Here is a 24,657-nt window from a genome sequence, read left to right on the forward strand (position 1 = left end):
AATCCCTCTGCCTGTATTGTTATTTTATGACATTTATTTGCGTCAAATGCTAACGTCAAACAAAACGTCAAACTTTTTAATCTAAAATTTCACGTTGCTTCCATCTTGTGAAATCTTTTTTGACACTTTTTATTATACAATAAAGCAATAGATAAAACACGCCAATGAATCAATTTTTCGCAAAATACATATAGCAATTATGCATAATTAAATGGTTTTTTATCGGCCATATGTCATTGAGCCATATCGGGACTAAAACGTACACAAAAAAAGCACCATTATTAAACAATAAGTTTAACAATGATGCTTTATATTTTTATGTTCTTATTCCTCTTCTTCAGGAAGATCCGCGTTGTGGTACACATCCTGAACATCGTCTAAATCATCAAGGGCATCGAGCATTTTTTGCATTTTTACAGCGTTGTCCCCTTCAAGAGCGATGGTATTGTCAGGCACCATGGTGATTTTGCTTACCATGGTTTCGATATTAGCATCGGCCAAGGCTGCTTCAACAGTGTCATAATCTTCCGGAGCGGTGTAAATAACAAAACTGTCATCTTCCACTTTTAAATCTTCCGCACCCGCTTCTAAAGCAAGCATGGTCAATTCTTCTTCGTCATGACCTTCGCTGTCGATTACGAAGATACCTTTACGGTTAAACATCCAAGCTACGCAACCGGTTTCACCGAGGTTGCCGCCGTTCTTGGAGAACGCATGACGCACATCGGCTGCCGTACGATTACGATTATCGGTCAAACACTCAACCGTTAACGCTACGCCGCCCGGGCCGTAACCTTCATAGGTAATTTCTTCGTAGTTATCCATATCGGTAGCGCCTACGCCTTTAGCGATGGCGCGTTGAATATTATCTTTAGGCACGTTGTTTTCACGAGCTTTTTGCAAAGCCAATTTTAAACGCATGTTACCAACCGGATCGCCACCGCCCATACGTGCGGCAACCGTAATTTCACGGCTGATTTTAGTCGTTACTTTTGCTTTCAACGCATCAGTTTTACCTTTTTTATGTTTAATATTGGCCCATTTTGAATGTCCGGACATTGTACTTCCTCCTATAATAACCTGAATGATTCTTTGGTGCTTTCTTTGCATTCTGCTTTATTAATATTCTGCTTACGTTTGCTGCCTTCTTATGACATTACACGTTAATAGCACTATGCTTTTTCCCACCACGCTTCGCCACGCAAACGATCCAAAATAATGGAGACTGCACTGCGTACCGACAGATGATTGTAATCACCGTGACCATATACAGGTTCTAAAATATAATCAAATTCTTCCATAGTTTCTTTGGTCATGCCATAACCGGTACCAAATAATACTAACACAGGGCGCGACCCCTTTTCAAGCGTTTGCCGCATCCATGCATAAGTCACCGTATTATCATAAGTACGTGCATCGGTTGTGGCGATAATCGGCGGGTCACCCTCAAGGGCTGTCACTTCCTCAACAGCGGCGCGAATCGAGTTGACCAGTGCCACTTCACTGAACGCATCTTTGCGGTCGGGATTGTAGGTACTGCCAAAACCGGTTTGCCAGTGCTCCATAATCTGCTTGGCCAAATCACGTTGGGCCGGTATGTTGTGAATCACAAAATAACGACTCACATCATAGGTAATAGCCGCTCGGGCAATATCGTGAATATCATAATTCGTAATCGCCGTCGTAATGACTTCGCCATGCTTATTATAGATAGGATAATGAACCAAGCCTATATATAAATTTGCCAAGGTTATTCCTCCCTTTTTATTCGCTACTCTCCATTATAATGAATTCCATCGTTCGCCGCAAATAAAATCTATAAAAAAATCTATAAAAGTCTGAAAAACAGTAAAAAGATTCGTTACACCGGTGAAACCGCAAAGTTTCATCAGATGCAGCCGAATCTTTTTACCTAATGTATCAGTTGCTTTTTACTGAGCGATTATTTTTTAATATTGTAAAAAACGTCTTCCCCGCGATACTGAGCAGTTTCAGCCAATAAGTCTTCGATGCGAAGCAATTGGTTGTATTTAGCTACACGTTCGCTACGAGCCGGTGCACCGGTTTTAATCTGGCCGGCATTAACAGCTACAGCGATATCGGCAATTGTATTGTCTTCGGTTTCACCGGAGCGGTGAGAAATAACACAAGTGTAACCGGCACGTTTTGCCATTTCGATAGCGTCGAAAGTTTCTGTCAAAGTACCGATTTGGTTTACTTTGATTAAGATAGCATTGGCCGTATCGGATTTAATACCTTTGGCCAAACGTTCCGTGTTAGTTACGAATAAATCATCACCAACGAGTTGAACTTGGTTGCCAAGGCGTTCAGTCAATAATTTCCAACCTTCCCAATCTTCTTCAGCAAGGCCGTCTTCGATGGAGATGATAGGATATTTAGCTACTAAATCAGCATAAAATTCAACCATTTCAGCAGCCGTTTTTACTTTGCCTTCACCGGCTAAATCATATTTGCCGTCTTTGTAGAATTCGGAAGAAGCCGCATCAATAGCCAATTTGAAGTAGCTGCCCGGTTCATAACCGGCTTCTTTAATAGCTTCACAAATAACCTGTAAAGCTTCTTCGTTGGAGCCGAGATTTGGTGCGAAACCGCCTTCGTCACCTACACCGGTAGCAAGGCCTTTAGCTTTCAATACGTTTTTCAATGTGTGATATACTTCGGCACAAGCGCGTAAAGCTTCTTTGAAAGATTCAGCGCCTACCGGCATAATCATGAATTCCTGAATATCTACGTTGTTGTCGGCATGAGCACCACCGTTTAAAATATTCATCATAGGCACCGGTAATTCTTTGGCATTAGTACCGCCAAGATACTGGAACAATGGTAAATCAAAGGATGCGGCAGCTGCTTTAGCTACAGCCATGGACACGCCGAGAATTGCATTGGCACCAAAATTAACTTTGTTAGGCGTGCCATCAAGTTCAATCATCAAACGGTCGATAGCTACTTGTTCGGACGCATCATAACCGATAATTTCAGGACCGATTTTTTCATTCACGTTTTCTACGGCCTGTTCTACCCCTTTACCGAGGTAACGACCCTTGTCACCGTCGCGAAGTTCTACGGCTTCAAACATGCCTGTAGAAGCACCGGATGGAACGGAAGCAACACCGATGGACCCGTCTTCTAAATACACTTCCACTTCAACAGTAGGGTTGCCACGGGAATCCAAAATCTCTCTTGCGTAAACATCTGTAATCATTGCCATAATGTGTTACCTCCTTGAAAAGAACACTTTTTAAAAGTATATTCGTAAATACTTTTATATACTTAAATCGGCTATATGTAACCGTTTGTAAAAATTAAATGATTTGAATCTAAACCGGTGAGTCCTGGTATAAATCGACTCATCCTATGCAAATTCTTATTTTTTAACCAATAAGCTGTGACCGGTCATATCAGCCGGTTGCGCAATACCACCCAAAGCGAGCATTGTCGGCGCCAAATCGCAAAGCTTACCTTCCGTTAAGCTATCGTTTTTATGCGCTTCACTAACTAAAATAAGCGGTACCGGATTGGTCGTATGAGCCGTATGCGGCGCCCCCGTACGATGGTCAACCATCATTTCCGAGTTACCATGATCGGCGGTTACCAATAAATGCCCCTTTACTTTATTAATAGCTTCCACGATACGTGCTAAGCAAGCATCCACAGTTTGTACTGCTTTTTCAGCAGCTTCCAATACGCCCGTATGTCCAACCATATCAGGGTTGGCAAAGTTCAAAATAATCATATCGAACTTGCCGCTTTCAATAGCAGCCACTACTTTATCGGTTACTTCGTAAGCGCTCATTTCCGGTTGTAAATCGTAGGTTGCCACTTTAGGGGATGGCACCAAAATACGTTCTTCACCGTCAAATACATCTTCTTGACCACCACTGAAGAAATAAGTTACATGAGCATATTTTTCGGTTTCCGCAATACGAAGCTGCGTATAACCGCCATCAGCTAATACTTGACCCAATGTATTAGTGAGCAGTTCTTTTTCATACACAATATGAGTAGGCAAACCGTCTTCATACTTGGTCATAGTAGCCATATAAATCGGCAACAAACCTTTAACTCGATTGAAGCCGGTAAATTCAGGATCTACCAACGCTCTGGTGAGCTGGCGGGCACGGTCCGGTCTGAAGTTGGCAAAAATCACCGCATCATGAGCTTCAATAGCGCCTTTAGCATCCAATACTACAGGCACTACGAATTCATCCACTACCTCATTGGCATAAGACGCTTCGATAGCCGCTTTAACAGAATCAGCTGTAACACCAACACCATCAACAATAGCTTGGTAGGCTTTCTCAACACGTTCCCAACGTTTATCGCGGTCCATGCCGTAATAACGACCACCGATGGTGGCGATTTTACCAAGGCCGAGCTGAGTCATATAAGCGTCTAAATCTTCTAAATAGGTAAGTGCGCTTTGTGGCGGTACATCACGGCCATCCAATAAAGCATGAACGTATAATTCAGTAACGCCTGCGTCTTTAGCGCCCTTAATAATCGCTTTAATATGATCTAAGGAGCTGTGAACACCGCCATCGGACACCAAACCGATAATCTGTAAACGGTGGTCTTTCGCCTGTGCATATAATTCTTTAATAACTGGCTTTTCAAAAAAAGCACCATCTTCCGTATCTTTGGTGATTCGAGTCAACTCCTGATACACAATGCGGCCGGCCCCGATATTTAAATGACCTACTTCGGAATTACCCATTTGGCCTTCCGGTAAGCCTACAGCGAGACCCGATGCCTGTAATTGTGTATGCGGATAGGTTTCCCATAATTTTAAAAAGTTCTCAGGCTTAGCCTGTACGACCGCATTGGTAGGGTCGTTCACATCCCCTATGCCGAACCCGTCTAAAATGGTCAGCATAACGGGAGCTTTTAATTTTGCCATACACAAACCTTTCTATATTCAAAATATCTTGTTCGTAATTAAACTATAATAAGTTTTACCGTCTAGTATCTACTATACAGTATAACTTTATAATCTATATTTAATATGCGTAAAAACTTGGTAAATGAATGTAAGCGGCCAAAAACTAATCAACCTTAGGCTTAAATAATAGTTAATCACCCTTAGACTTAAATAATCATTAATCAACCTTAGGCTTTAATAATGGCCATGAAATCATCTGCTTTTAAGGATGCACCACCTACTAAAGCACCATCAATATCCGGCTGAGATAAAATTTCTTTAGCATTACTGCCTTTAACACTGCCGCCATATTGGATACGCAACGCTTCAGCCGTTGCCGCATCGAATAATGCGGCCACTTTGGCACGAATGGCTGTACATACTTCCCCGGCCTGTTCCGCAGTTGCCGTTTTACCGGTACCGATAGCCCAAATCGGTTCATAAGCAATTACCATTTGACTTACCTGTTCAGCCGTTAAGCCTTCAAGGCCGGCTGTCAATTGGCTGTCAATAAACGACTGTGTCTCATTGGCTTCACGCTGTGCCAAACTTTCGCCGACACATAAAATCGGGATTAAATCATATTGGAACGCGGCTTTTATTTTCTGATTAATTAAAGCATCGGATTCACTGAAATACTCACGACGTTCCGAGTGACCGAGAATTACATAATGACAACCTACATCGGTAAGCATGAGTGGCGAAACTTCACCGGTAAACGCCCCTTTTGGCTCAAAATACATATTCTGAGCTCCTAAGCGAACGTCTGTATCTTCAATTAAATCAGCTACCGTGCTGAGACCGGTAAATGGCGGGCAAACCACCACTTCACGGCTCACTTCACCTTCAGCGAGAGCTGCTTTAATGCCTTCCACTAAAATAGTAGCTTCCGCTAAATCAGTATGCATCTTCCAATTGCCGGCAATAATTTGTTTACGCATGGCTCCTCCTTATTTATCGGCTAATGCCACGATACCCGGTAAGGCTTTCCCTTCTAAATATTCCAAGGATGCACCGCCACCGGTCGAAATATGAGAAATTTTATCGGCAAGACCGCTCTTTTCAATGGCTGCCACCGAATCACCGCCACCTACAATAGTCGTTGCGTCAGCTTCAGCTACGGCTTTGGCTACCGCGTTAGTGCCGGTTGCAAAATTATCCATTTCAAAAACGCCCATAGGTCCGTTCCAAACAATCATCTTCATTGGTTTTAACGCTTCCGCAAACGCTTTTTGTGTATCCGGACCAATATCAAGGGCCATCCAGCCTTCTTCAATGCCGTCGGCAGGAACTACTTTATGATTAGCATCATTGCTGAATGCATCGGCTACCACAAAATCAGTTGGCAATAACAAATTCGTATTTGTTTCAGCAGCCTGTTTAATAAGCTGACCTGCCAATTCGATTTTGTCCGCTTCCACTAAGGATGAGCCGGTTGGATACCCTTTAGCGGCAATAAAGGTATTGGCCATACCGCCACCGATGATGAGCACTTCTACTTTTGGTAATAAATTGGAAATAACTTCAATCTTATCGCTTACTTTAGCGCCGCCGATAATAGCTGCAAACGGGTGTTCCGGATGCTCTACCGCACCGCCGACGTATTTAATTTCTTTTTCCAATAAATAGCCCGCTGCCATTGGTAAAAATTTAGTAATCCCTTCTACGGATGCATGGGCACGATGAGATACGCCGAACGCATCATTGATGCCCACTTCGGCAAGGGATGCTAATGCTTTGGCAAAATCTTCGCCATTCTTTTCTTCTTCTTTATGATACCGTAAGTTTTCCAACAAAAGAACGTCGCCATCCTGCATAGCTTCTACCGCTTTATGAGCGGCTTCACCGACACAATCATCGGCAAATGCTACCGGTTTGCCCAAGAGTTCACTGAGACGAACAGCACATGGCTGTAACGTAAATTCCGGTTTACGTTCTCCTTTCGGACGTCCCAAATGAGACGCTAAGATTACTTTGGCCCCTTTACCGATTAAATAATTAATGGTCGGTAAAGTAGCACGAATACGCGTATCATCAGTAATGACACCATCTTTTAAAGGTACATTAAAATCTACGCGCACAAATACGCGTTTATGGGCTACGTCAACGGACTCGATTGTTTTTTTCATAACGGCCTCCTATATGTTAACGATACAGCTTATAAAAAATAAGCCTATCTCTCGTCATTAGCTTATAAATGGTAAGCAAAAGAGGGGACTATCTACATAGTCCCCTGCAAAAATTATAAACCTTGATCAGCAATGAATTTAGCTAAATCAACGACACGGTTGGAATAACCCCATTCGTTATCGTACCAGGAAACCACTTTTACCATATTGCCTTCCATTGTCATTGTCAAATCAGCATCAACGATGGAGCTGCGTGGGTCACCGTTGAAGTCGTGAGATACGAGCGGTAAATCAGAAACACCTAAGATACCTTTCAATTCACCTTGTGCTGCTTCACGTAATGCGGCATTGATTTCTTCTTTAGTTGTTTCTACATTGAGTTCAGCTACCAAGTCGGTAATGGAAACGTTTGGTGTAGGCACACGAAGAGCGAAACCGTTTAATTTACCCTTTAATTCAGGTAATACCAAAGCTACTGCTTTAGCAGCGCCGGTAGTTGTAGGAATAATGGATAAAGCAGCTGCGCGAGCACGACGAAGGTCGCTGTGCGGTGTATCCAAAATGCGTTGGTCATTGGTATAGGAGTGAACCGTAGTCATCAAGCCGCGTTTGATACCGAATTTTTCATTCAATACTTTAGCAAACGGAGCCAAGCAGTTAGTTGTGCAGCTTGCGTTGGAAATGATGTGGTGGTTTTTAGGATCATATTTGTCCTGGTTAACACCCATTACAATAGTAATGTCTTCTTCTTTAGCCGGTGCGGAAATAATAACTTTCTTAACAGAACCGCCCAAATGCTGAGCTGCGTCATCACGTTTGCGGAAACGGCCGGTTGCTTCTACAACGATTTCAACGCCTTCGGAAGACCAGTCGATATTAGCAGGGTTAGGATCATGGAATACACGAACTTTTTTGCCGTCAACAACAATATATTCACCGTCAACAGTAATTTCTTCTTGCAAGTTACCGTGTACGGAATCATATTTTAATAATAAAGCAGAACCTTCAATATCGCCCAAGTCATTAATAGCCACTACTTCTACCTCAGGGTTATGAAGCGCTGCACGAAATACACATTTACCGATACGACCAAATCCATTAATACCAATTTTAACTGCCATGATAGTTCCTCCTAGAGTGTAAAAATTAATACCTAAACAGTTTTAAAATGTGAGTGTTTACGATTTAAATAAAACAATGTATGACTAATAATAAATCATAAACACTATGACTAGCTAATACTTAGTAGCGCTGCTATTGATTCAGCTGCACTTTCATCAATAATAAGGGTACCTTTGCGACAGGCTCTCATCACCCCGATAATTGCTTTGGCTTTACCGGCACCACCTGCTACAGCGATTACATGCGGTATAGACTCAATATCAGTAAGGGCAATGCCCACATTATTGGTCGTATACACAATGTTGCCGCTAATGTCACAATAGTAACCCAAGGCTTCCCCAACAGCACGTTTAGCGCGCAACGTGGAGCGTTGTGCATCTGTTATATGCCGCTGTGCCGCCATGTGCAAGGCTTCACCGATGCCAAAGATTAAAATATCGGTTTGCTTAGCCAATTCCATCACTTCTTTGATTTGTGGTTCCATATTCATCAAAATGCTCAACGCGTCTTGCGACAAACCATCAGGTAGATGCAACATTTTGTAGGTACTGCCGATTTTCTCGGCAATCACCGAAGCAATCACATTCGCTTGATATTCTACCCGTTCGCCGATTCCGCCGCGAGCCGGAATAATGGTAGCCTGACATTTCTTGGCCGGCAGAGCATCTGCCATATTGGCCATCGTACTGCCGCCACTTACAGCTAAGACACTGCCCGGATGCAATACCCCTTGCAACACTTTCGCCGCCTGGAAGCCTAACTCTTTGCGTTCCATGTCGGTTTCACCACCGCCACTGGTAATAATAACTTCATCAATTTGCAAAACTTCTTTAAGCTTTGCTTCAAGCTCACTGATTTTATTGAGCTCGTGCATTGATGAGTTTAGTTGCGGCAGCAGTTCTTTGCCTTCCTCAGTTAACACCATCCCCTGTTGGGTAAAACCAATAAGACCATTGTCCTTCATGATTTCAACGTGTGAACGTACTACACGTTCCGATAGTTTACTAAGGTTGGCAAGCATGCGTCGCCCGATAGGTTGTGCATAGGAAATGTGATTCAGCAGTATGTAGCGCTCTTCCACAATTCGCATAAGTTCCGGAGCTATTCGTTGATACACCTCCGATAAATCTTTCATGCTGTACCTCTTTCATCCCGCTGGAGCGAAAATCGTCCCACCGTCGATAAAAAAATATCCTCGCCTATATTCTACCTTATATGGGTGACACGCGCAAGTCATTTTATAAATTATTATATTGAATACTAAAAAATATATTGAAAACGTTGACTGCTCGGCCGTCAAAATTACCTTATATTAAGTTTCAAAATCATATGAGACCTGATATTCTCTACCGGAGAGCACACCTCTTCGAGCTAAGGCTCCCCTTGCAGAGAATATCAGGTCTTCAGCGATTATAGCTCATCTCAATTCACAGGTAATTTTAGCCGGCTACAACAAAAAAAACGTTTTCAATATATTTAGCATCTTCCCCATAACAACCTATAAAATGACTTGCGAATCACACCATAAATGGACGAATAATAGCCGAGGATATGGGGAGAGTGGGAGGAATTGTATTGTTCCAATACAATTCCCTTCCCTCCACTCCTCAAAAACGACTAATAGGCCGCTATTGTAATGTGCTGAAATCGATATTGAAGAACAGCGCTTTGCTTTCTGAGATGATAGCTGAATCACAAAAAGAATGGCCACTACCTATAAGGTAAGCCTTAGCTTGAAAAGGTGTGCTTGCCGTTAGGTAGTGGCCATTCTAAAGTTTTTATATAAATCAGAACATCAAAGCGCTGTTCGTAACAAATGTCAATTCATTACAATAGCAGCCTATTAGTCGCGATCTACGTCCCAATCAATAACTTGACCGATAGCGGCATCAATTTCGAATTCATATTCAACGCCGTTGTAGAAAATTTTGCCTTCATATACTTTACGGCCATTTTCAATGTCCGGTTTAACTTTATATACATGGCTTGCATTCGCGCCCGGCACTTTAGCCAAAGCGATAGCGGTTGCCTGGTCAATTGTAATTTCGGAATTTGCCTGTGCCAAGCCAAAGCTGCCTGCCACCAATAAAGATACGGCTAATACTTTTAAAGATTTGTTTAATTTCATAGTCTACCTCATTTCATTATAATATATTAATTATTTACTTCTCTTAGCGATAAATTACGAAGTATAATTTACTGCTTCTATCCTTCTTACATATCTATTATATTCGACATGCTTTATTTTGTCTATTGCAAAAAATTAAATTACATATATCAATCATGAAATATAACACAAAAATGGCTTGAAGCACATTGCTCCAAGCCATTCATTATTTATTATGTAAAGCCTATCAGACTGTAAAAGTTAATACGCTTCACCTATCTTATTTTTTAGACTATTTAGTACCGAAAATACGGTCCCCTGCATCGCCTAAACCAGGCAAGATGTAGCCATGTTCATTCAAGTCTTCATCAAGTGCCGCAACATAAATACGTACATCCGGATGTTCCTTATTAACCGCTTCAACGCCTTGCGGAGCTGCTACCAAGCACATAAGCTGAATATCGCGAGCCCCTTTTTCTTTTAAAAGAGTGATGGCTGCCGATGCACTGCCGCCGGTTGCCAACATAGGATCTGTCACGATAATACGACGTTCGGACAAATCAGACGGCAATTTGCAATAGTATTCAACCGGTTTTAAGGTTTCAGGATCACGGTATAAACCTACGTGACCTACTTTAGCCATTGGCATTAATTCCAATAGACCGTTAACCATGCCGAGACCGGCACGTAAAATAGGGATAATGCCTAATTTTTTACCGGCAATTTGTTTACCGATTGCTTTTACCAACGGAGTCTGTACTTCTACATCTTCCAACGGTAAGTCGCGAGTAATTTCATACCCCATCAAAAGTGTAATTTCTTCCAATAATTCGCGAAAATCTTTAGAACCTGTTTCAACATTACGGATTAAGGTTACTTTATGTTGAATCAACGGATGAGTCATTACATTAACATTCATAAATACGGTGCCTCCTTAAGTCTTACTATTCTGTGCCTCAATAAGGCATGTTATGAAATCTCTCTCAAGCGGATATATTAAAGATTAGGATACATAGGATATTTTTCACAAAGAGCGGCTACACGTTTAGCTGCTTCTTCATGTTTAGCTTTATCTTCGGAGTTTTTAAGAACTAACGCAATGATGGACGCAATTTCTTCCATATCCGCTTCTTTTAAGCCACGTGTTGTCAAAGCCGGTGTACCGAGACGAATACCGCTGGTTACGAATGGGCTTTCAGGATCGAACGGAATGGTGTTCTTGTTACAAGTGATGCCTACTTCATCGAGTAAGAATTCAGCAACTTTACCGGTTAAACCACAGCTGCGTACGTCAACAAGCATTACATGCGTATCGGTACCGTCGGATACGATTTTAAAACCTTCTTTTTGAAGAGCTGCTGCCAACACTTTCGCATTGGTTACAACTTGCTGTGCATATTCTTTGAATTCAGGTTTTAAAGCTTCGCCGAAAGCAACCGCTTTTGCAGCGATAACATGCATCAAAGGACCGCCTTGGATGCCGGGGAAAATTGCTTTATCAATAGCTTTGGCATATTGTTCTTTGCAAAGAATCATGCCGCCACGAGGTCCGCGTAATGTTTTATGTGTAGTTGTAGTTACTACATCAGCATATTCCACTGGATTTGGATGCAAACCGGCTGCTACAAGACCTGCAAAGTGAGCCATATCTACCATAAAAATAGCGCCTACTTCATGAGCGATGTCGGCCATTTTTTTGAAATCAATAATGCGAGAATACGCACTGCCGCCGCCGATAATTAACTTAGGTTTGTTTTCTTCGGCAATTTTACGCATTTCATCATAATCAATTTCCTGTGTTTCTGCATCAACGCCGTAAGGAATTACATTGAAGTATGTACCCGAAACGTTAACCGGCGAACCATGAGTCAAATGACCACCATGGGATAAGTTCATACCCATGATAGTGTCGCCCGGTTTTAACAAAGCAAAATAAACACCGAAATTAGCTTGCGAGCCGGAATGAGGCTGTACATTGACATGTTCAGCACCGAATAATTTCTTAGCTCGTTCAATCGCTAACGTTTCCACCATATCTACATATTCACAGCCACCATAATAGCGCTTGCCGGAATAACCTTCCGCATATTTATTGGTCAATACACTGCCCTGTGCTTCCATAACCGCTTCGGATACGAAGTTTTCAGATGCAATCATTTCCAACTTATTGCGTTGACGGTTTAACTCTAAATCAATCATATTTTTTAATTCCGGATCTTGACTCTTAAGAATGCTCATAGCATTACCTCCTACACACTCAAATCATAGTGCCTATGAAATACAAGCTGTCCCCCAAATTATCTGGACTAAGCCTCTAGTTCGGCTATTTTGGCAACCCGTCGTTCATGACGGCCACCTTCGAATTCGGTAGTTAACCAAATTTTAACAATATCGCCGGCTAACCCGGGTCCGATAACACGTTCGCCCATCGTTAAGATATTGGCATTGTTGTGTTCCCGTGAAGCGTGGGCTGAAAATGTATCGTGGCATAAGGCCGCACGAATACCGGCTACTTTGTTGGCAGCAATGCCAATTCCGATACCGGTACCGCAAATTAAAATACCTCGATCATATTCTCCTGCTGCTACTGCTTTAGCCACAGGTTCGGCAATATCCGGGTAATCCACGGATGCTTCCGAATCGGTACCAAAATCAGTATAGGCCACATTCAATTCATCAAGCAAAGCTTTAATTGCCGCTTTTAAATGAACGCCGCCATGGTCAGCGCCAATGGCTACTTTCATCCTATCCCTCCTAATCGGTATCCATTAAATATAAACATCTCTACCCTATTTTACTATGTCATATAAAATCAAGCAATGACATTTGTACGCAATATAGAGATATTATTTAAATTGACTACCAATCAAGATATGACTAACCGCTCTCTAAACGCCCTTCGAAGTGACGACTTAGAATTTATTACTGTTTAATCCAACTTTGCTAAGGCTTTTGTCAAAAGCTCTTTGATCTGTGCCGCACAAGCATCATATTCTTCCTGCGTACCGCCAAACGGATCGGCTACGTCTTCATTCGTACCGGCCCACTCACCCAAGGTTACGATTTTATCGCTCATTTCAGGGAATTGGCGCAACAATACTTTTTTATGATCCGCTGCCAAACCGACAACCAAATCAGCCGCATCCAAAAGAGCTTTATTAAGCGGACGCGATAAATGACCGGAAATATCAGCCACATCTTTAACTGCTTCAATGGCCTGAGGTGATACACGGCCACCCGGAGCCGTAAATAAACCGGCCGACAAAGTCACTACATCTTTTTTTGCGTCCTCTGCCATCGCTTTAAGCATACCTTCCGCCATGGGGCTGCGACAAGTATTGCCGGTGCAAACAAATAATATGTTCATAGTCTTACCTCTTTTCTATAACTCTTTTATAGCCTGCCGATATAAAACCGGGGCTCCTATTTACAAGGCTCCCTTACGGTTTACCTGTTACGTGTACGATTTTTTGACCACTCGCCTTCGCCATACGGTTCATGATAGCTCGACCCAAGCCTTGCATAGGCACACCGGTGGCAAAAATATGGGTCACGCCGGCCTTATTAAAAGCCAATAATGAAGAATACAAATTATGGGCAAGTCCTTTATAATCCGCCGCATTACCATAAATTACATATTCAAAAGGCACATCCGATGAAGATAAATAGATATCAAGGAATTGTGCCACTTCATCACTCATGAGGAACCCAAAGCGAAGCGGTTTGTCGTGATGCTCTTGTTTAATAGCTTCCATGGCCTCTATCATAGCCTGACTAACGAGGCGCGGTGCCCCCACATAAGTGGTCATATCACCGTCCGGCGCATAGTGCGTATACTTCATACCCGGTGCTTTCGGTGCCACATCGGGCGCACTCAAAGCTTCGTCAAAAGTCACCGTACTCACCACTCGTTTTAACATGGCATCGGTAATCCCGCCCGGTCTTAAAATAGTAACCGCATCATCACCGCATTCTACGATGGTCGACTCAACGCCCACATCACAAGGGCCTGCATCGGCAATAGCCTCGATGCGTCCCTTCATATCATGTAAAACGGCATCTGCCGTAGTCGGGCTGGGACGACCGGAAATGTTGGCACTGGGAGCCGCCACTGGTACGCCGGCGGCTTTTAAAATAGCTCGGCACACATCATGAGCGGGACAACGAATAGCCACACTGTCTAAACCGCCCGTAGCACGCTTAGGCACCTTGTCGGATTTTGGCATAATAATCGTTAAAGGTCCCGGCCAAAAAGCATCCATGAGCTTTTGTGCCGTCGGTGGAATTGAGGCTACCAACGGTTTTACCGCGTCCTGATCCGGTACATGTAAAATCAAAGGATTGTCCGACGGGCGTCCTTTTGCCTCGTAGATTCGACTCATCGCCGCTTCATCATAACCGCTGGCGCCCAGTCCATATACGGTTTCCGTAGGGATGGCCACCAACTGGCCGTTTCGTAAACGTGCGCCCAATTCGGCAATGGCTGCATCATCCAAATGTTTATATACTTTAGTTTCTATGGCCATTATCATCACCTGTTTTCTGCCAACGTAAGGCCCGTACAATACCACCTAAATCTTTTTGTGCCACTACTTCACTGTAAACACCCATAGTTTTGGCAAGCTCCGTTACCGCCTTTGCTTGGTCATAGCCGATTTCAACCGCTAAATAGCCGCCTGCTTTTAAATATTTAGGTGCCTCTGCCAATAAACGGCGATAAAAATCCAAGCCGTCGGCACCGCCGTCTAAGGCTATTACCGGTTCATTTTGAACTTCCTGTTCCAAGGTCAAAATTTCTTCACTGGGAATATACGGCGGATTGGAGACGATTAAATCAAAAGCGTTTTCATAGGCTGTATCCGTTGCCAAGGCACTCAATAAGTCGGAGTAACACAATTTAGCCCGATCCGCCAGCTCCAACTGCTCCCGATTCTTAACAGCCACCGCCAACGCCTCCTTGCTGATATCAAGGCCGAGCCCCGTAGCCTTAGGTAAATAGTGAAGCAAACTGTATAAAATAGTACCGGGTCCGGTACACACATCAAGAATGTACGGGGCACTTTCTTTGTCAAAAACGGTCAAAATATCTTCAACCAAAGTTTCCGTATCGGGACGCGGAATTAATACACCCTTATTCACAATAAACGGCAAACCCATAAATTCTTTTTTACCGATAATCGCAGCTACACTAAACCCTTTGGCGCGTTCAAGTACGAGCGGACGATACGCGTCGAGCTCCTGTTTATTCAAAGGTTCATCATAGTGTGTGTATAAGTAAATTCGATCTTTCCCCAATATATGAGAAAGCAGCACTTCCCCATCAAGGCGACTGCCGCCTTTGCCGAGAAAATACTGCTCTGTCCATTGGAGCAAGCGACCGATAGTCCACAGCTCCTTAGGCATTTTGATCGGCCTCCTGCATTTTAGCGGCCTGATCCGCTGCAATCAAAGCTTGAATCAGTTCGTCCAAATCGCCATTAAGTACGGCATCCAATTTATAGAGCGTTAAGTTAATGCGATGGTCGGTCACACGACCTTGCGGATAGTTGTACGTACGAATACGTTCACTGCGATCGCCCGTACCAACCTGACTCTTACGATCGGCTGCCACGCTGGCGGCCGCTTCCTGTTCGGCTTTATCTTGCAATTTAGCACGTAATACGCGCATTGCCTTATCTTTATTTTTTAACTGAGACCGTTCATCCTGACACGCAACTACAATGCCTGTCGGTTTATGCGTAATACGCACGGCCGATTCAGTACGGTTAACGTGCTGACCGCCGGCACCGCTGGCACAATAGGTATCGATTTGAAGGTCTTTATCATTAATTTCAATGTCTACATCTTCCGCTTCCGGCAATACGGCTACGGTAACGGTAGAGGTATGAATACGACCGGACGATTCGGTTTCCGGCACGCGCTGTACACGATGTACACCACTTTCAAACTTCAATTTGGAATAAGCACTGTTACCGTCAACGGAGAACACCACTTCTTTAAAACCGCCCAATTCCGGTGCGTTGGCATCGATGATTTCACAACGCCAACCTTGCGCTTCCGCGTATTTAGTGTACATGCGGAACAAATCACCGGCAAATAAAGCCGCTTCATCACCGCCGGCACCGCCACGGATTTCCACGATAACGTTCTTTTCATCATTAGGATCTTTTGGCAAAAGCAAAATATGGAGTTGTTCTTCCAACTCTTCTTTGCGCTCTTTTAATTCTTTTAACTCTTCTTGCGCCATTTCACGAAATTCTTCGTCTAAGCTTTTATCTTCTACTACTTCCAAGGCTTCATCAAGACCGGCGAGAACTTGTTTATATTCTCTGAAGGTATTAACGGTTTCTGTAAGGGAAGCGTGTTGACGTGTTAACTTCTGCCATTCCTGCTGACGGGCAATCACTTCAGGGTCACTGATGCGCTGCTCCAAATCCATAAATTTATCTTCAATAACTTGTAATTTATCTACTAAAACCATGAAACGGGTACCCCTTTCAAACTAATATTGACGACACTATAGAACTGCTGTAACAGATTTTAATACTCCGTCGGCACAGCTAAGATTCATAAGCGTCTTCTTCAGCCGGCCGTACCGATTCCAAAGCTCGAATAGCCACTTCAATTTGGTCGTCATCCGGTTCACGAGTTGTCATGTACTGCAACCACAAACCGGGCGTAATTAAGGCCTTAGCGATGACACTTTCACTGCGTCCCGCCAAACGAATCATTTCATAGGCAATACCGGCTACTACCGGCATCAAAAGAACGCGGAAAATAATGCGTTCCCATAAGCTTGGCCAACCTAAGAAAGCGAATACAAAAATACTCGTTACCATAACGATTAATAAAAAGTTAGTGCCGCAACGTGCATGTAAACGTGAATGCTCACGCACATTTTCAACTGTCAACGGTACATCACTTTCATAGGTATGAATCGTTTTATGCTCCGCGCCGTGATACTGGAATACACGGCGAATGTCTTTCGTTTGACCTATGGCCCATATATAAATCAAAAATAAAAGAAGGCGAATCGCCCCTTCTACCAAGTTTAATACAAAGTGATTGTCACCGATACCGGGAATCCATTTAGCTGCATACGTGGGCAATGCCAAAAATAAGGCAATTGCCAGTACCGTAGAAAATACCATGGTAAGAGCAATCTCTTTATTTGACATGGTTTCCTCTTCTTCACCGGCTGCTTTAGCCGAAAAAGAAAGGGCTCCCATACCGATAACTAAAGACTCATAAAGAGCCACACAACCTCGTAACAAAGGTTTTTTCAAAATGGGATACTTATCACTGATTGAACTCGTCGGTTTCGTATCCACTACAATTTGGCCACCCGGTTCACGAACCGCTGTAGCTGTATATTTAGGGCCGCGCATCATAACACCTTCAATAACGGCTTGGCCTCCGACAAACTTTTTAACTCGCTTCGTTTCCAATGCGTCTCCTCTCTCAAACAAATATAGGCAGAGCCGAAGCTCTGCCGTATTATTTGTATAGCTAGACTACAGTAATTATTTACCGTAACGCTTGTTGAATTGTTCGATACGACCGCGAGCCTGAGCAGTACGTTGCTGTCCTGTGAAGAACGGATGGCATTTGGAACATACGTCTACGCGAAGATCGCTTTTAACGGAACCTGTTTTAAACGTATTGCCACAACCGCAAGTTACAGTAGCTTCACCATAATTAGGATGAATTCCTTGTTTCATTCTATACACCTCTTTCCACTGTCCAAAACTATGCTTATTGATTATATCATGGACAATCAGTTAATGCAACTCATTACTTAAATTTTGCTTATTCGTCAGCGGAGTCTTTTTCAGCTGCTTTGGCAGCTTGACGTTCCGCTACGGATTCTTCGTAAGCCGCTTCTAAATCCACTTCATTCAATAAATCGCGAAGAGCCACGATTTCTTCGAGCGATAAGGTAATCCCCTTAGTCATACCATTATATTCACTGTCCCAGGAACGAAGGTCGAATTTAGGATTATAACGCCCCCAACTGGTGCAAGTAAGTTGCTTTTTCCACCCATCTTTATTTTCAGATAAGGTGCCTAATACTTTATAGATTTCAAAATTTACAACTGCCATGTCTTACCTCCTTATCTAACTCTATACTTTATCCCACTTAGACTTTCTTGTCAATTACTCTCAGTTGGATTTGGTACAATTTCTTTGGCAATGGCTTCAATCTCAGCCTGCCAATCGGCGTCAGCCTTAGCTAAGGCCGCTTTACGAGCCGCCCGGGCTTTTTCAAAACGAGTGGCCAATTCTGCCAACGGTTCTTCTTTAATAATTTGACGACGCACACTGCCCATCAACTGCAATAAGGCTTCCGGCGTCAACACCATTTGAGCCAGCTTAGTTAAAACCTGTTCCCCCTGTAGACTGCGGAAATAGGTATACCAGATATAAGCAGCCTCCGGATTGGTAAACATCCAATACGCTGTATCCTCCTCGGCCACTTTACTTTGTTCCATGAGTTCCGCATAGGAATCTTCGTCCAAAGTTTCCCCTGCTTTACGACCTTCATGGTCAACCAGTTTTAATTGAACCTCAGTCCCCTGACGTTCTAATTCCAAGCGGGTCGCTTCAAAAGCATTAAATACTTTTTGTACATATAAAGGAACTTTAGGATCTTTGGAAGTAAAACCGTCTTCGCCCAATGTCGGTAATTGCGCTTTCATAGCCGGTTCTATACCGCATAACGATAAGGCATACTGTACCATAGAGAACGTATCCATAGAAGCCAAAACTTCATGCGGCAAAGCAATAAACGGTGTGGAGCGCCATGTGTCCCCCATTACTTCACGAATCTCAAGGGCTACTTTTTTAACCGAACGATTTGTGTACACAAATTCATAAGTGCCCAGCGGCGCCCATTCGCGAATCGCTTCCAAACGTGGTTGCAACAACATATACTGAACAGCCATGCGATTCATGCCCACTTGGTCCTGAATGGCACTAATCGGAATGAAGTAGTGAGCTGTACCGAGTTCTGTAATATTGCCTACCCGATTAGCCAATTCCTGCATAATTTCAACCGGTGCCCGGAACAAGCCGGTAGACGCCGCTACAATATGGTCAAAAATAACATCTTCCGGCCATTCATCAATAACCGGAGCCAACGGATAGAGTTGTTTAAATAAATTATAGCATGTTTCGGATGATGTATATAATAATAAACGCTCCGATGGAATGGCTTGCAAAATTTCTTCTGCCAAGGCGGCATATTCTTCAATATTGGCAAAGAGGATAATACCTTCCGAATTCTTGTGGAATTCAATGATGTCTTTAAAAGGCAAGCGCCACTGTTCACCGGCCGCAAGGCCTTCCACATAGCCCGTCTCCGTAATAAAGTCCATCACTTCTACGGCAAAAGAAGGGCCGTATACAGATTCAAAGGCTACTTGATCGTAAGGAAGTTCGCCAAAAACTTCAACGGTACTTTGCTGCGCCAATTCATATAATTTATCACCCGTAATCCCCCACTGGCGTACTTCGGGACTAGTCTGAAGTATTTGATCCAGTACGCGAAAACGCAATAATTCCGTTACCATTGCGCTACCGGTAACACCGATTGCTTTAAACTTCTTTATAAGTGATTGCATTGCTTCCTTCATATTATGCCTCCTTACCGGCTGACGGACACACATGAGCTAACGGACATTCGCCGCACAAAGGCTTTCTGGCCTTACAAACTTTACGACCATGCCAAATAATCCAATGATGAGCGGCACTCCATTTTTCCATCGGAATTGCTTTCTTGAGCTTTTCTTCTACCTCTTCCGGCGTTTTACCGCGAGCCAAGCCCAAACGATTAGACACCCTAAATACATGAGTATCTACGGCAATAGCCGGTGTATCAAACAATACCGACACCAACACATTGGCCGTTTTACGCCCTACGCCGGGCAATTCTACCAATTTGTCAAACTCATGGGGCACTTCACCGCCATAAGTATTAACCAAAATATCACAGGTTTTTATTAAATTCGCCGCTTTCGCCCGATAGAGACCGCAGTCGCGAATTAACACTTCCAACTTAGCCGTTCCCAACGCCAACATGTCGGCCGGATCACTGTAAGTGGGAAATAATCGCGCCGTAATAATATTAACCCGTTCATCCGTACATTGTGCGGACAAAACTACGGCTACGAGCAGTTCAAAAGGACTGTTATAATGCAAGGCAGGTTTCGCATCTTTATAGACGGTTTCCAAAATAGCTATTTGTTCTGCCTTAATGGCTTTCGTTACACGCATTCTGTCTTCTATGCTCCATTTATCTATCTTAGAATACTCATTCAAAATAATTTATAAATCTAAATAACATTACTTATTCAAAACAGTTTACCTTTACAAGATAATGTATCTGGTCAAAATAATTTGTCATTCGACATCAATTATATCATTACTCATGATGTAACGGCAAACGGCTTGACTGAATATGCTATAATGAATATGAAAAGTTCGTATTGAGAATTTTATGAAAATAAATAATTTACATGGAGGATTTTATGGAAATAAATGACGTTTTAGCGCGCATCAACGAATTAGCCCATAAGAAAAAATCCGGTCAGGAATTAACAGAAGCCGAATTGGTAGAAAAAAAAGAATTATATCGTATCTACTTAGACTTCATTCGCGGCCAGGTTATATCTCAAATGGATCGTGTTTCATTCGTTGACGAAAAAGGCAATATTACCAGTGCCAAAGATATTGCAGCCGCCAATCAGGCTAAAAATACAAAATTAAACTAATACCCAAAAACATTAGACTAATAAAAAGAAAATGGGGCTGTAACGAAATTGAGTTTTTTAACTCACATTTCAGTTACAGCTCCCTTTTCAATTAAAACAAGGATATTTCCAAAATCAACAATTCTGAAAATATCCTTGTTTTTTTGTTTTTTAGCGCACTTAAATAAGCCTTTAGCTTTTGGCTTTTAATTACGCAGCAGAATTAGTTTCGAACAACCGTTGACCTAATCGCTTCTTCTGTATTCGGTTATGCAGCTTCAGTAAATTGTATCCAAAAGCTAATAGTAATAAATCTTTTTCTACGTTAACTTTGCCTCGGTGTCTGAACCTGGTGTATTCAAAATCTTCTTTTGTTATGCCAAAAGCACCTTCCACCTGAATAGAACGGTTTACTCGAAGTTGTAAGCCATAGTCACTATCAAATACAGCCTTGTTTTTGGCTAATAATTCGCGGTAATCAGTAGCAATATATATCGTCTTATTCCCCTTAGGAAGTTTTCCGAACTTAAGTTTTTGGCATTCCTTACGTAAGCCACAATAATTGCAGTTTTCACACCGGTATACTCGGTTTTGCTTAATGAAACCGGTCTTACTTTTGTTTCTGCGTATGTATTGGAATCGTAATGTACGGCCTTTGGCACAAGTAAATGTATCGGTCGCCTCATCATATACCATGTTATCCGCTCGACCAATATCTTTCTTATACTTTTTCGTTTTACTCAATTCATATGTACTTGGTTTAATACAAGTTTTGTAATCATGAGCCCATAACCATGCCAGATTTTCGTTGCTGTCATAACCGGCATCAGCTACCACATATTGAAAGTGTTGTTTGTATTGTCCTTCTAATTGTTGCATAAATGGAATTAAGGTGTTCGTATCTGTAGGATTTGGAAATACGCCAACGCCCATAATATATTCACTATGAACAGCTAGTTGAACATTGTAGGCCGGTTTTAATTGGCCGTTTAACATATGATCTTCTTTTAGTCGCATAAACGTAGCATCATGATCAGTTTTAGAGTAACTGTTGCGAGAGCCTAGAATAGCTAACTTTTCATCATATTCATTTCGCTTGTCACGCAAGGCTAAACAGGATTCAAAAGCTCTTTGCAATGGATGTTTTCGTTTACCGGTACCGTGTACAAACTCAATTTGCTTTTCGCGTATGGATTGCTCCAGCAAAACCAATAGTTCATCTTCAGTCATATCTGAGACGTCTATGTCCAAAAGATTTTGTATTTCATATTGAAGAACTAACAATTTATCCGGTAACTTAGCATAGTGCTTAAGAATTGCCTTTTTCCACACAAAGGTGTATTTATTTGCATAGGCTTCCCATTTAGTTCCGTCGATGAATACTTCAGAAAAATCTAAGCTGTCAAATTCACTTAATGCTTGAATAAATTGAGATAACAAATCTCTAAGTACATCAACAGTTAAGCGTTGAAAGAATCGATGAAATACCATATGAGACGGAGTCGGATAGCCCTGTAAGAGCCACATGTAATGGATATTTTTAGTGCATTGCTCAGCAATTTTGCGAACAGATACAATGCCTTCGGTCATAGCTAACACATAGACTTTAAACAAAAGATGGGGAGGTACTAAAGATTTTCTTCCTTTTGAAGAATATAAATGCTGCAACCTTGTATAGTCCAGTTCCTCCAATACAGCATCCAGTAATCTCACCGGTTCTTTTGGTCCGATCTGAAAGCCATAATCCAATGATAAAACTACTTGGCGAAAGCCAGAAAGTTTAGTATAATTGCCTTGTTGGATATGGTTTCTGTTCATAAATTAATTATACCAACAAAGAAGGCCCTTCGGGGCCTTTTTTCTTATACAAATATAGCAAGAATGCGGCTTGAAGACACTTTCGTATCTTCAAACCGCATTCTTGTTTTTAGGGGTGTATTTCGTTACAGCCCCATTTTTTACATTTTATAAATGACCTAAGCGGTGCATTACGTCATATACAATCTTCGCTAAGCCGCGCATTTGTTTTTTAGGAATGCTGCAAGCGGCAATACGAACGCCATGTTTCAAAGCAATAACATACACATGTTCTTTAGTAAGTTCTTCCACGACTTCTTTAGCATGTTCGGTCGGAATGGTTAAGAAGAAACCGCCGCAATATGGCAAGCATGGCAAGCCTAATTCTTTAGCTTCCTCAGTAAAAATGTGAGCACGTTCTTGAACAAGTTCACAGTATTCGGCACGTTCCGCTTCATGAGCTGCCAACTTAGCCGGATCCATAACAATATTGGCCATGGTCCGCATAGCAGGACGGCAAATATTAGACCAAGTAGCACGCGATGTTAACGCATTAATTTCCTTAAATTCAGCAGCAACATCAGCATCGGCGGTAATACCAATCATAGCCCCTACGCGTTGACCATACATGGTGAAACCTTTAGATAAGCTGTAACATGCTACTACCAAAATTTCTTTTGGCAATTGACTGAATTTTTTGAAGAAACGGCGAACGGTCTGCTTTTCACCGGAATAATCGATATAAGCTACGTCACAAGCGATGATAAATTTATTTTTACCATTGCCGATTAATTCTTTAGCAAAGGCAATAACTTTATCCCAATCTTCATCGGTTAAGCTGAAACCGGTCGGGTTATTCCCCGGTGAGTTGAAGATAGTCACTACGTTTTCCTGTTTAGCCGCTACTTCCAATACTTTAGCCTTGAAACCTTCAAAGTTAAACTTCAATTCCGCATCGAATAAAGGATAGGTTTCCAAGTGGCGATGATTATCACCGCAAATTTGTTCATACGCGCCCCAATACCAATCGGCGGTCAAGACGATATCTTCAGGATTTGTATAATTGTGTACTAAATGATGAATCCCGCCTGTACCACCGGCCGTGGCCACAGCTTCTATTAAAGCATCCGGTCTGGATTCGCCAAAACATTCGCTTTTAGCGGCTTCCAAGAATTCAGGTAAACCTGCAATCGGTGCATATGCCACATATTCATTACGCGGCAAGTTTAAATATTCTTTTTCTACTGCTTTCAAAAAGACAATATTGCCTTCTTCGTCCATAATGGAGCCCAAGGTACCGTTAAGCACATTTTCTTTGCCATTAATTTTGGCATCTTCTTGCGCCCGTGCATTCATGACAAAAATATTGTCCTTTGCTTTTTTTCCCCTTGCGTGTGTTGCTGCCATACTCATAGTCATAACCGACACCATCCCATCTGATATTAATCAATTCCTTACTTAATAATAGCGGAAAAAAAAGCCACTTACAAGAGCAAGACGTTGAAAAATGACAAAAATATGCTGTTTTTAGAAAAGAATATTGTATACAATATAGGCTATGCATAAATCATGTTTAAGACGCAAGTTAACGTTTACTTTAGAGCATAAACGAGGCATCTTTTTTCAATTTTTGCATACAAAAAAGGTTCTATAATTTATTTTGGGGCGCTAAAGAGAAACGCTAGTTGCGTGTCCTCTTGGCGCCTACTTTTTTTGCACAAAAAAAGACATATTGAATAAAATCCGATACAATAAAGGTGCTAACAATTAACGAAAGGATGTTTATTCAATATGTCTAGTCTTAATTATATA

24 protein-coding genes are annotated in these 24,657 nt (G+C 42.3%); 1 reads left to right on the forward strand and 23 read right to left on the reverse strand.

Annotation, left to right across the window (positions count from 1 at the left end; translation table 11 throughout):
* Positions 1-324: 324 nt before the first annotated feature.
* The 21 genes from CCC71_RS08220 to nth form a co-directional block, all read right to left on the reverse strand.
* Positions 325-1,059 carry a YebC/PmpR family DNA-binding transcriptional regulator gene (locus CCC71_RS08220; RefSeq protein ID WP_021841511.1) on the reverse strand — a complete coding sequence of 245 codons (735 nt, stop codon included), beginning with the start codon at positions 1,057-1,059 and terminating at the stop codon, positions 325-327.
* A gap of 113 nt (positions 1,060-1,172) precedes the next feature.
* On the reverse strand, positions 1,173-1,748 hold the full coding sequence (locus CCC71_RS08225; protein WP_021841510.1) for an RNA methyltransferase: 576 nt from the start codon (positions 1,746-1,748) through the stop codon (positions 1,173-1,175).
* A gap of 194 nt (positions 1,749-1,942) precedes the next feature.
* Positions 1,943-3,229, reverse strand: a complete 1,287-nt coding sequence (gene eno / locus CCC71_RS08230) for a phosphopyruvate hydratase (RefSeq protein WP_295245532.1) — start codon at positions 3,227-3,229, stop codon at positions 1,943-1,945.
* A 156-nt stretch (positions 3,230-3,385) separates the two neighbouring features.
* On the reverse strand, positions 3,386-4,918 hold the full coding sequence (gpmI, locus tag CCC71_RS08235) for a 2,3-bisphosphoglycerate-independent phosphoglycerate mutase (RefSeq protein WP_021841508.1): 1,533 nt from the start codon (positions 4,916-4,918) through the stop codon (positions 3,386-3,388).
* A gap of 209 nt (positions 4,919-5,127) precedes the next feature.
* A complete protein-coding gene (tpiA, locus tag CCC71_RS08240; RefSeq protein ID WP_021841507.1) occupies positions 5,128-5,880 on the reverse strand; it encodes a triose-phosphate isomerase in 753 nt (250 codons plus the stop codon).
* A 9-nt stretch (positions 5,881-5,889) separates the two neighbouring features.
* Positions 5,890-7,068, reverse strand: coding sequence for a phosphoglycerate kinase (locus tag CCC71_RS08245; protein ID WP_156704613.1), 1,179 nt, complete (start codon positions 7,066-7,068; stop codon positions 5,890-5,892).
* Positions 7,069-7,181: 113 nt separating this feature from the next.
* The gene (gene gap, locus CCC71_RS08250; RefSeq protein WP_021841505.1) at positions 7,182-8,189 is read right to left on the reverse strand and encodes a type I glyceraldehyde-3-phosphate dehydrogenase; all 1,008 of its coding nucleotides are present in this window, start codon (positions 8,187-8,189) and stop codon (positions 7,182-7,184) included.
* A gap of 110 nt (positions 8,190-8,299) precedes the next feature.
* Positions 8,300-9,325 carry a sugar-binding transcriptional regulator gene (locus tag CCC71_RS08255; protein WP_021841504.1) on the reverse strand — a complete coding sequence of 342 codons (1,026 nt, stop codon included), beginning with the start codon at positions 9,323-9,325 and terminating at the stop codon, positions 8,300-8,302.
* Positions 9,326-10,033: 708 nt separating this feature from the next.
* Positions 10,034-10,318 carry a PepSY domain-containing protein gene (locus tag CCC71_RS08260; RefSeq protein ID WP_295245541.1) on the reverse strand — a complete coding sequence of 95 codons (285 nt, stop codon included), beginning with the start codon at positions 10,316-10,318 and terminating at the stop codon, positions 10,034-10,036.
* 271 nt (positions 10,319-10,589) lie between these two features.
* Entirely contained in the window at positions 10,590-11,216 is a 627-nt protein-coding gene (upp, locus tag CCC71_RS08265; protein WP_021841502.1) for a uracil phosphoribosyltransferase, read from the reverse strand.
* A 77-nt stretch (positions 11,217-11,293) separates the two neighbouring features.
* Complete coding sequence (gene glyA, locus CCC71_RS08270) at positions 11,294-12,535, reverse strand: serine hydroxymethyltransferase (protein WP_021841501.1); 1,242 nt, start codon at positions 12,533-12,535, stop codon at positions 11,294-11,296.
* A gap of 68 nt (positions 12,536-12,603) precedes the next feature.
* Positions 12,604-13,041, reverse strand: coding sequence for a ribose 5-phosphate isomerase B (rpiB, locus tag CCC71_RS08275; protein ID WP_021841500.1), 438 nt, complete (start codon positions 13,039-13,041; stop codon positions 12,604-12,606).
* Between the two features lie 185 nt (positions 13,042-13,226).
* Positions 13,227-13,664, reverse strand: a complete 438-nt coding sequence (locus tag CCC71_RS08280) for a low molecular weight protein arginine phosphatase (protein WP_021841499.1) — start codon at positions 13,662-13,664, stop codon at positions 13,227-13,229.
* Positions 13,665-13,737: 73 nt separating this feature from the next.
* The gene (locus CCC71_RS08285; protein ID WP_021841498.1) at positions 13,738-14,823 is read right to left on the reverse strand and encodes an L-threonylcarbamoyladenylate synthase; all 1,086 of its coding nucleotides are present in this window, start codon (positions 14,821-14,823) and stop codon (positions 13,738-13,740) included.
* Positions 14,807-15,700, reverse strand: coding sequence for a peptide chain release factor N(5)-glutamine methyltransferase (gene prmC, locus CCC71_RS08290; protein WP_021841497.1), 894 nt, complete (start codon positions 15,698-15,700; stop codon positions 14,807-14,809). Before prmC ends, CCC71_RS08285 begins: the two co-directional genes overlap by 17 nt.
* Entirely contained in the window at positions 15,693-16,778 is a 1,086-nt protein-coding gene (prfA, locus tag CCC71_RS08295) for a peptide chain release factor 1 (RefSeq protein ID WP_226974459.1), read from the reverse strand. Before prfA ends, prmC begins: the two co-directional genes overlap by 8 nt.
* Positions 16,779-16,857: 79 nt before the next feature.
* Positions 16,858-17,688, reverse strand: coding sequence for a DUF1385 domain-containing protein (locus tag CCC71_RS08300; RefSeq protein WP_463671054.1), 831 nt, complete (start codon positions 17,686-17,688; stop codon positions 16,858-16,860).
* 132 nt (positions 17,689-17,820) lie between these two features.
* Positions 17,821-18,018: a 50S ribosomal protein L31 gene (gene rpmE / locus CCC71_RS08305; protein ID WP_021841494.1), complete on the reverse strand. Its 198-nt coding sequence runs from the start codon at positions 18,016-18,018 to the stop codon at positions 17,821-17,823.
* An 88-nt stretch (positions 18,019-18,106) separates the two neighbouring features.
* The gene (locus CCC71_RS08310; RefSeq protein ID WP_296333427.1) at positions 18,107-18,400 is read right to left on the reverse strand and encodes a YdbC family protein; all 294 of its coding nucleotides are present in this window, start codon (positions 18,398-18,400) and stop codon (positions 18,107-18,109) included.
* 50 nt (positions 18,401-18,450) lie between these two features.
* Complete coding sequence (locus CCC71_RS08315) at positions 18,451-19,932, reverse strand: hypothetical protein (RefSeq protein WP_226974457.1); 1,482 nt, start codon at positions 19,930-19,932, stop codon at positions 18,451-18,453.
* Between the two features lies 1 nt (position 19,933).
* The gene (gene nth / locus CCC71_RS08320) at positions 19,934-20,572 is read right to left on the reverse strand and encodes an endonuclease III (protein WP_021841491.1); all 639 of its coding nucleotides are present in this window, start codon (positions 20,570-20,572) and stop codon (positions 19,934-19,936) included.
* A 254-nt stretch (positions 20,573-20,826) separates the two neighbouring features.
* On the opposite strand from nth, the gene CCC71_RS08325 reads away from it, so the two are divergent.
* Positions 20,827-21,069: a DUF896 domain-containing protein gene (locus CCC71_RS08325; protein ID WP_226974456.1), complete on the forward strand. Its 243-nt coding sequence runs from the start codon at positions 20,827-20,829 to the stop codon at positions 21,067-21,069.
* Positions 21,070-21,258: 189 nt separating this feature from the next.
* Here CCC71_RS08325 and CCC71_RS08330 read toward each other — a convergent pair whose 3' ends face one another.
* Positions 21,259-22,866 (reverse strand): IS1182 family transposase, encoded by a 1,608-nt coding sequence (locus CCC71_RS08330; protein ID WP_156704349.1) that lies wholly within the window; start codon positions 22,864-22,866, stop codon positions 21,259-21,261.
* Positions 22,867-23,013: 147 nt separating this feature from the next.
* Positions 23,014-24,264: a pyridoxal phosphate-dependent aminotransferase gene (locus tag CCC71_RS08335; protein WP_226974293.1), complete on the reverse strand. Its 1,251-nt coding sequence runs from the start codon at positions 24,262-24,264 to the stop codon at positions 23,014-23,016.
* Positions 24,265-24,657 lie beyond the last annotated feature (393 nt).

Source organism: Veillonella sp. LMAG:90 (genome assembly GCF_008679445.1).
Classification (GTDB): Bacteria; Bacillota; Negativicutes; order Veillonellales; family Veillonellaceae; genus Veillonella_A.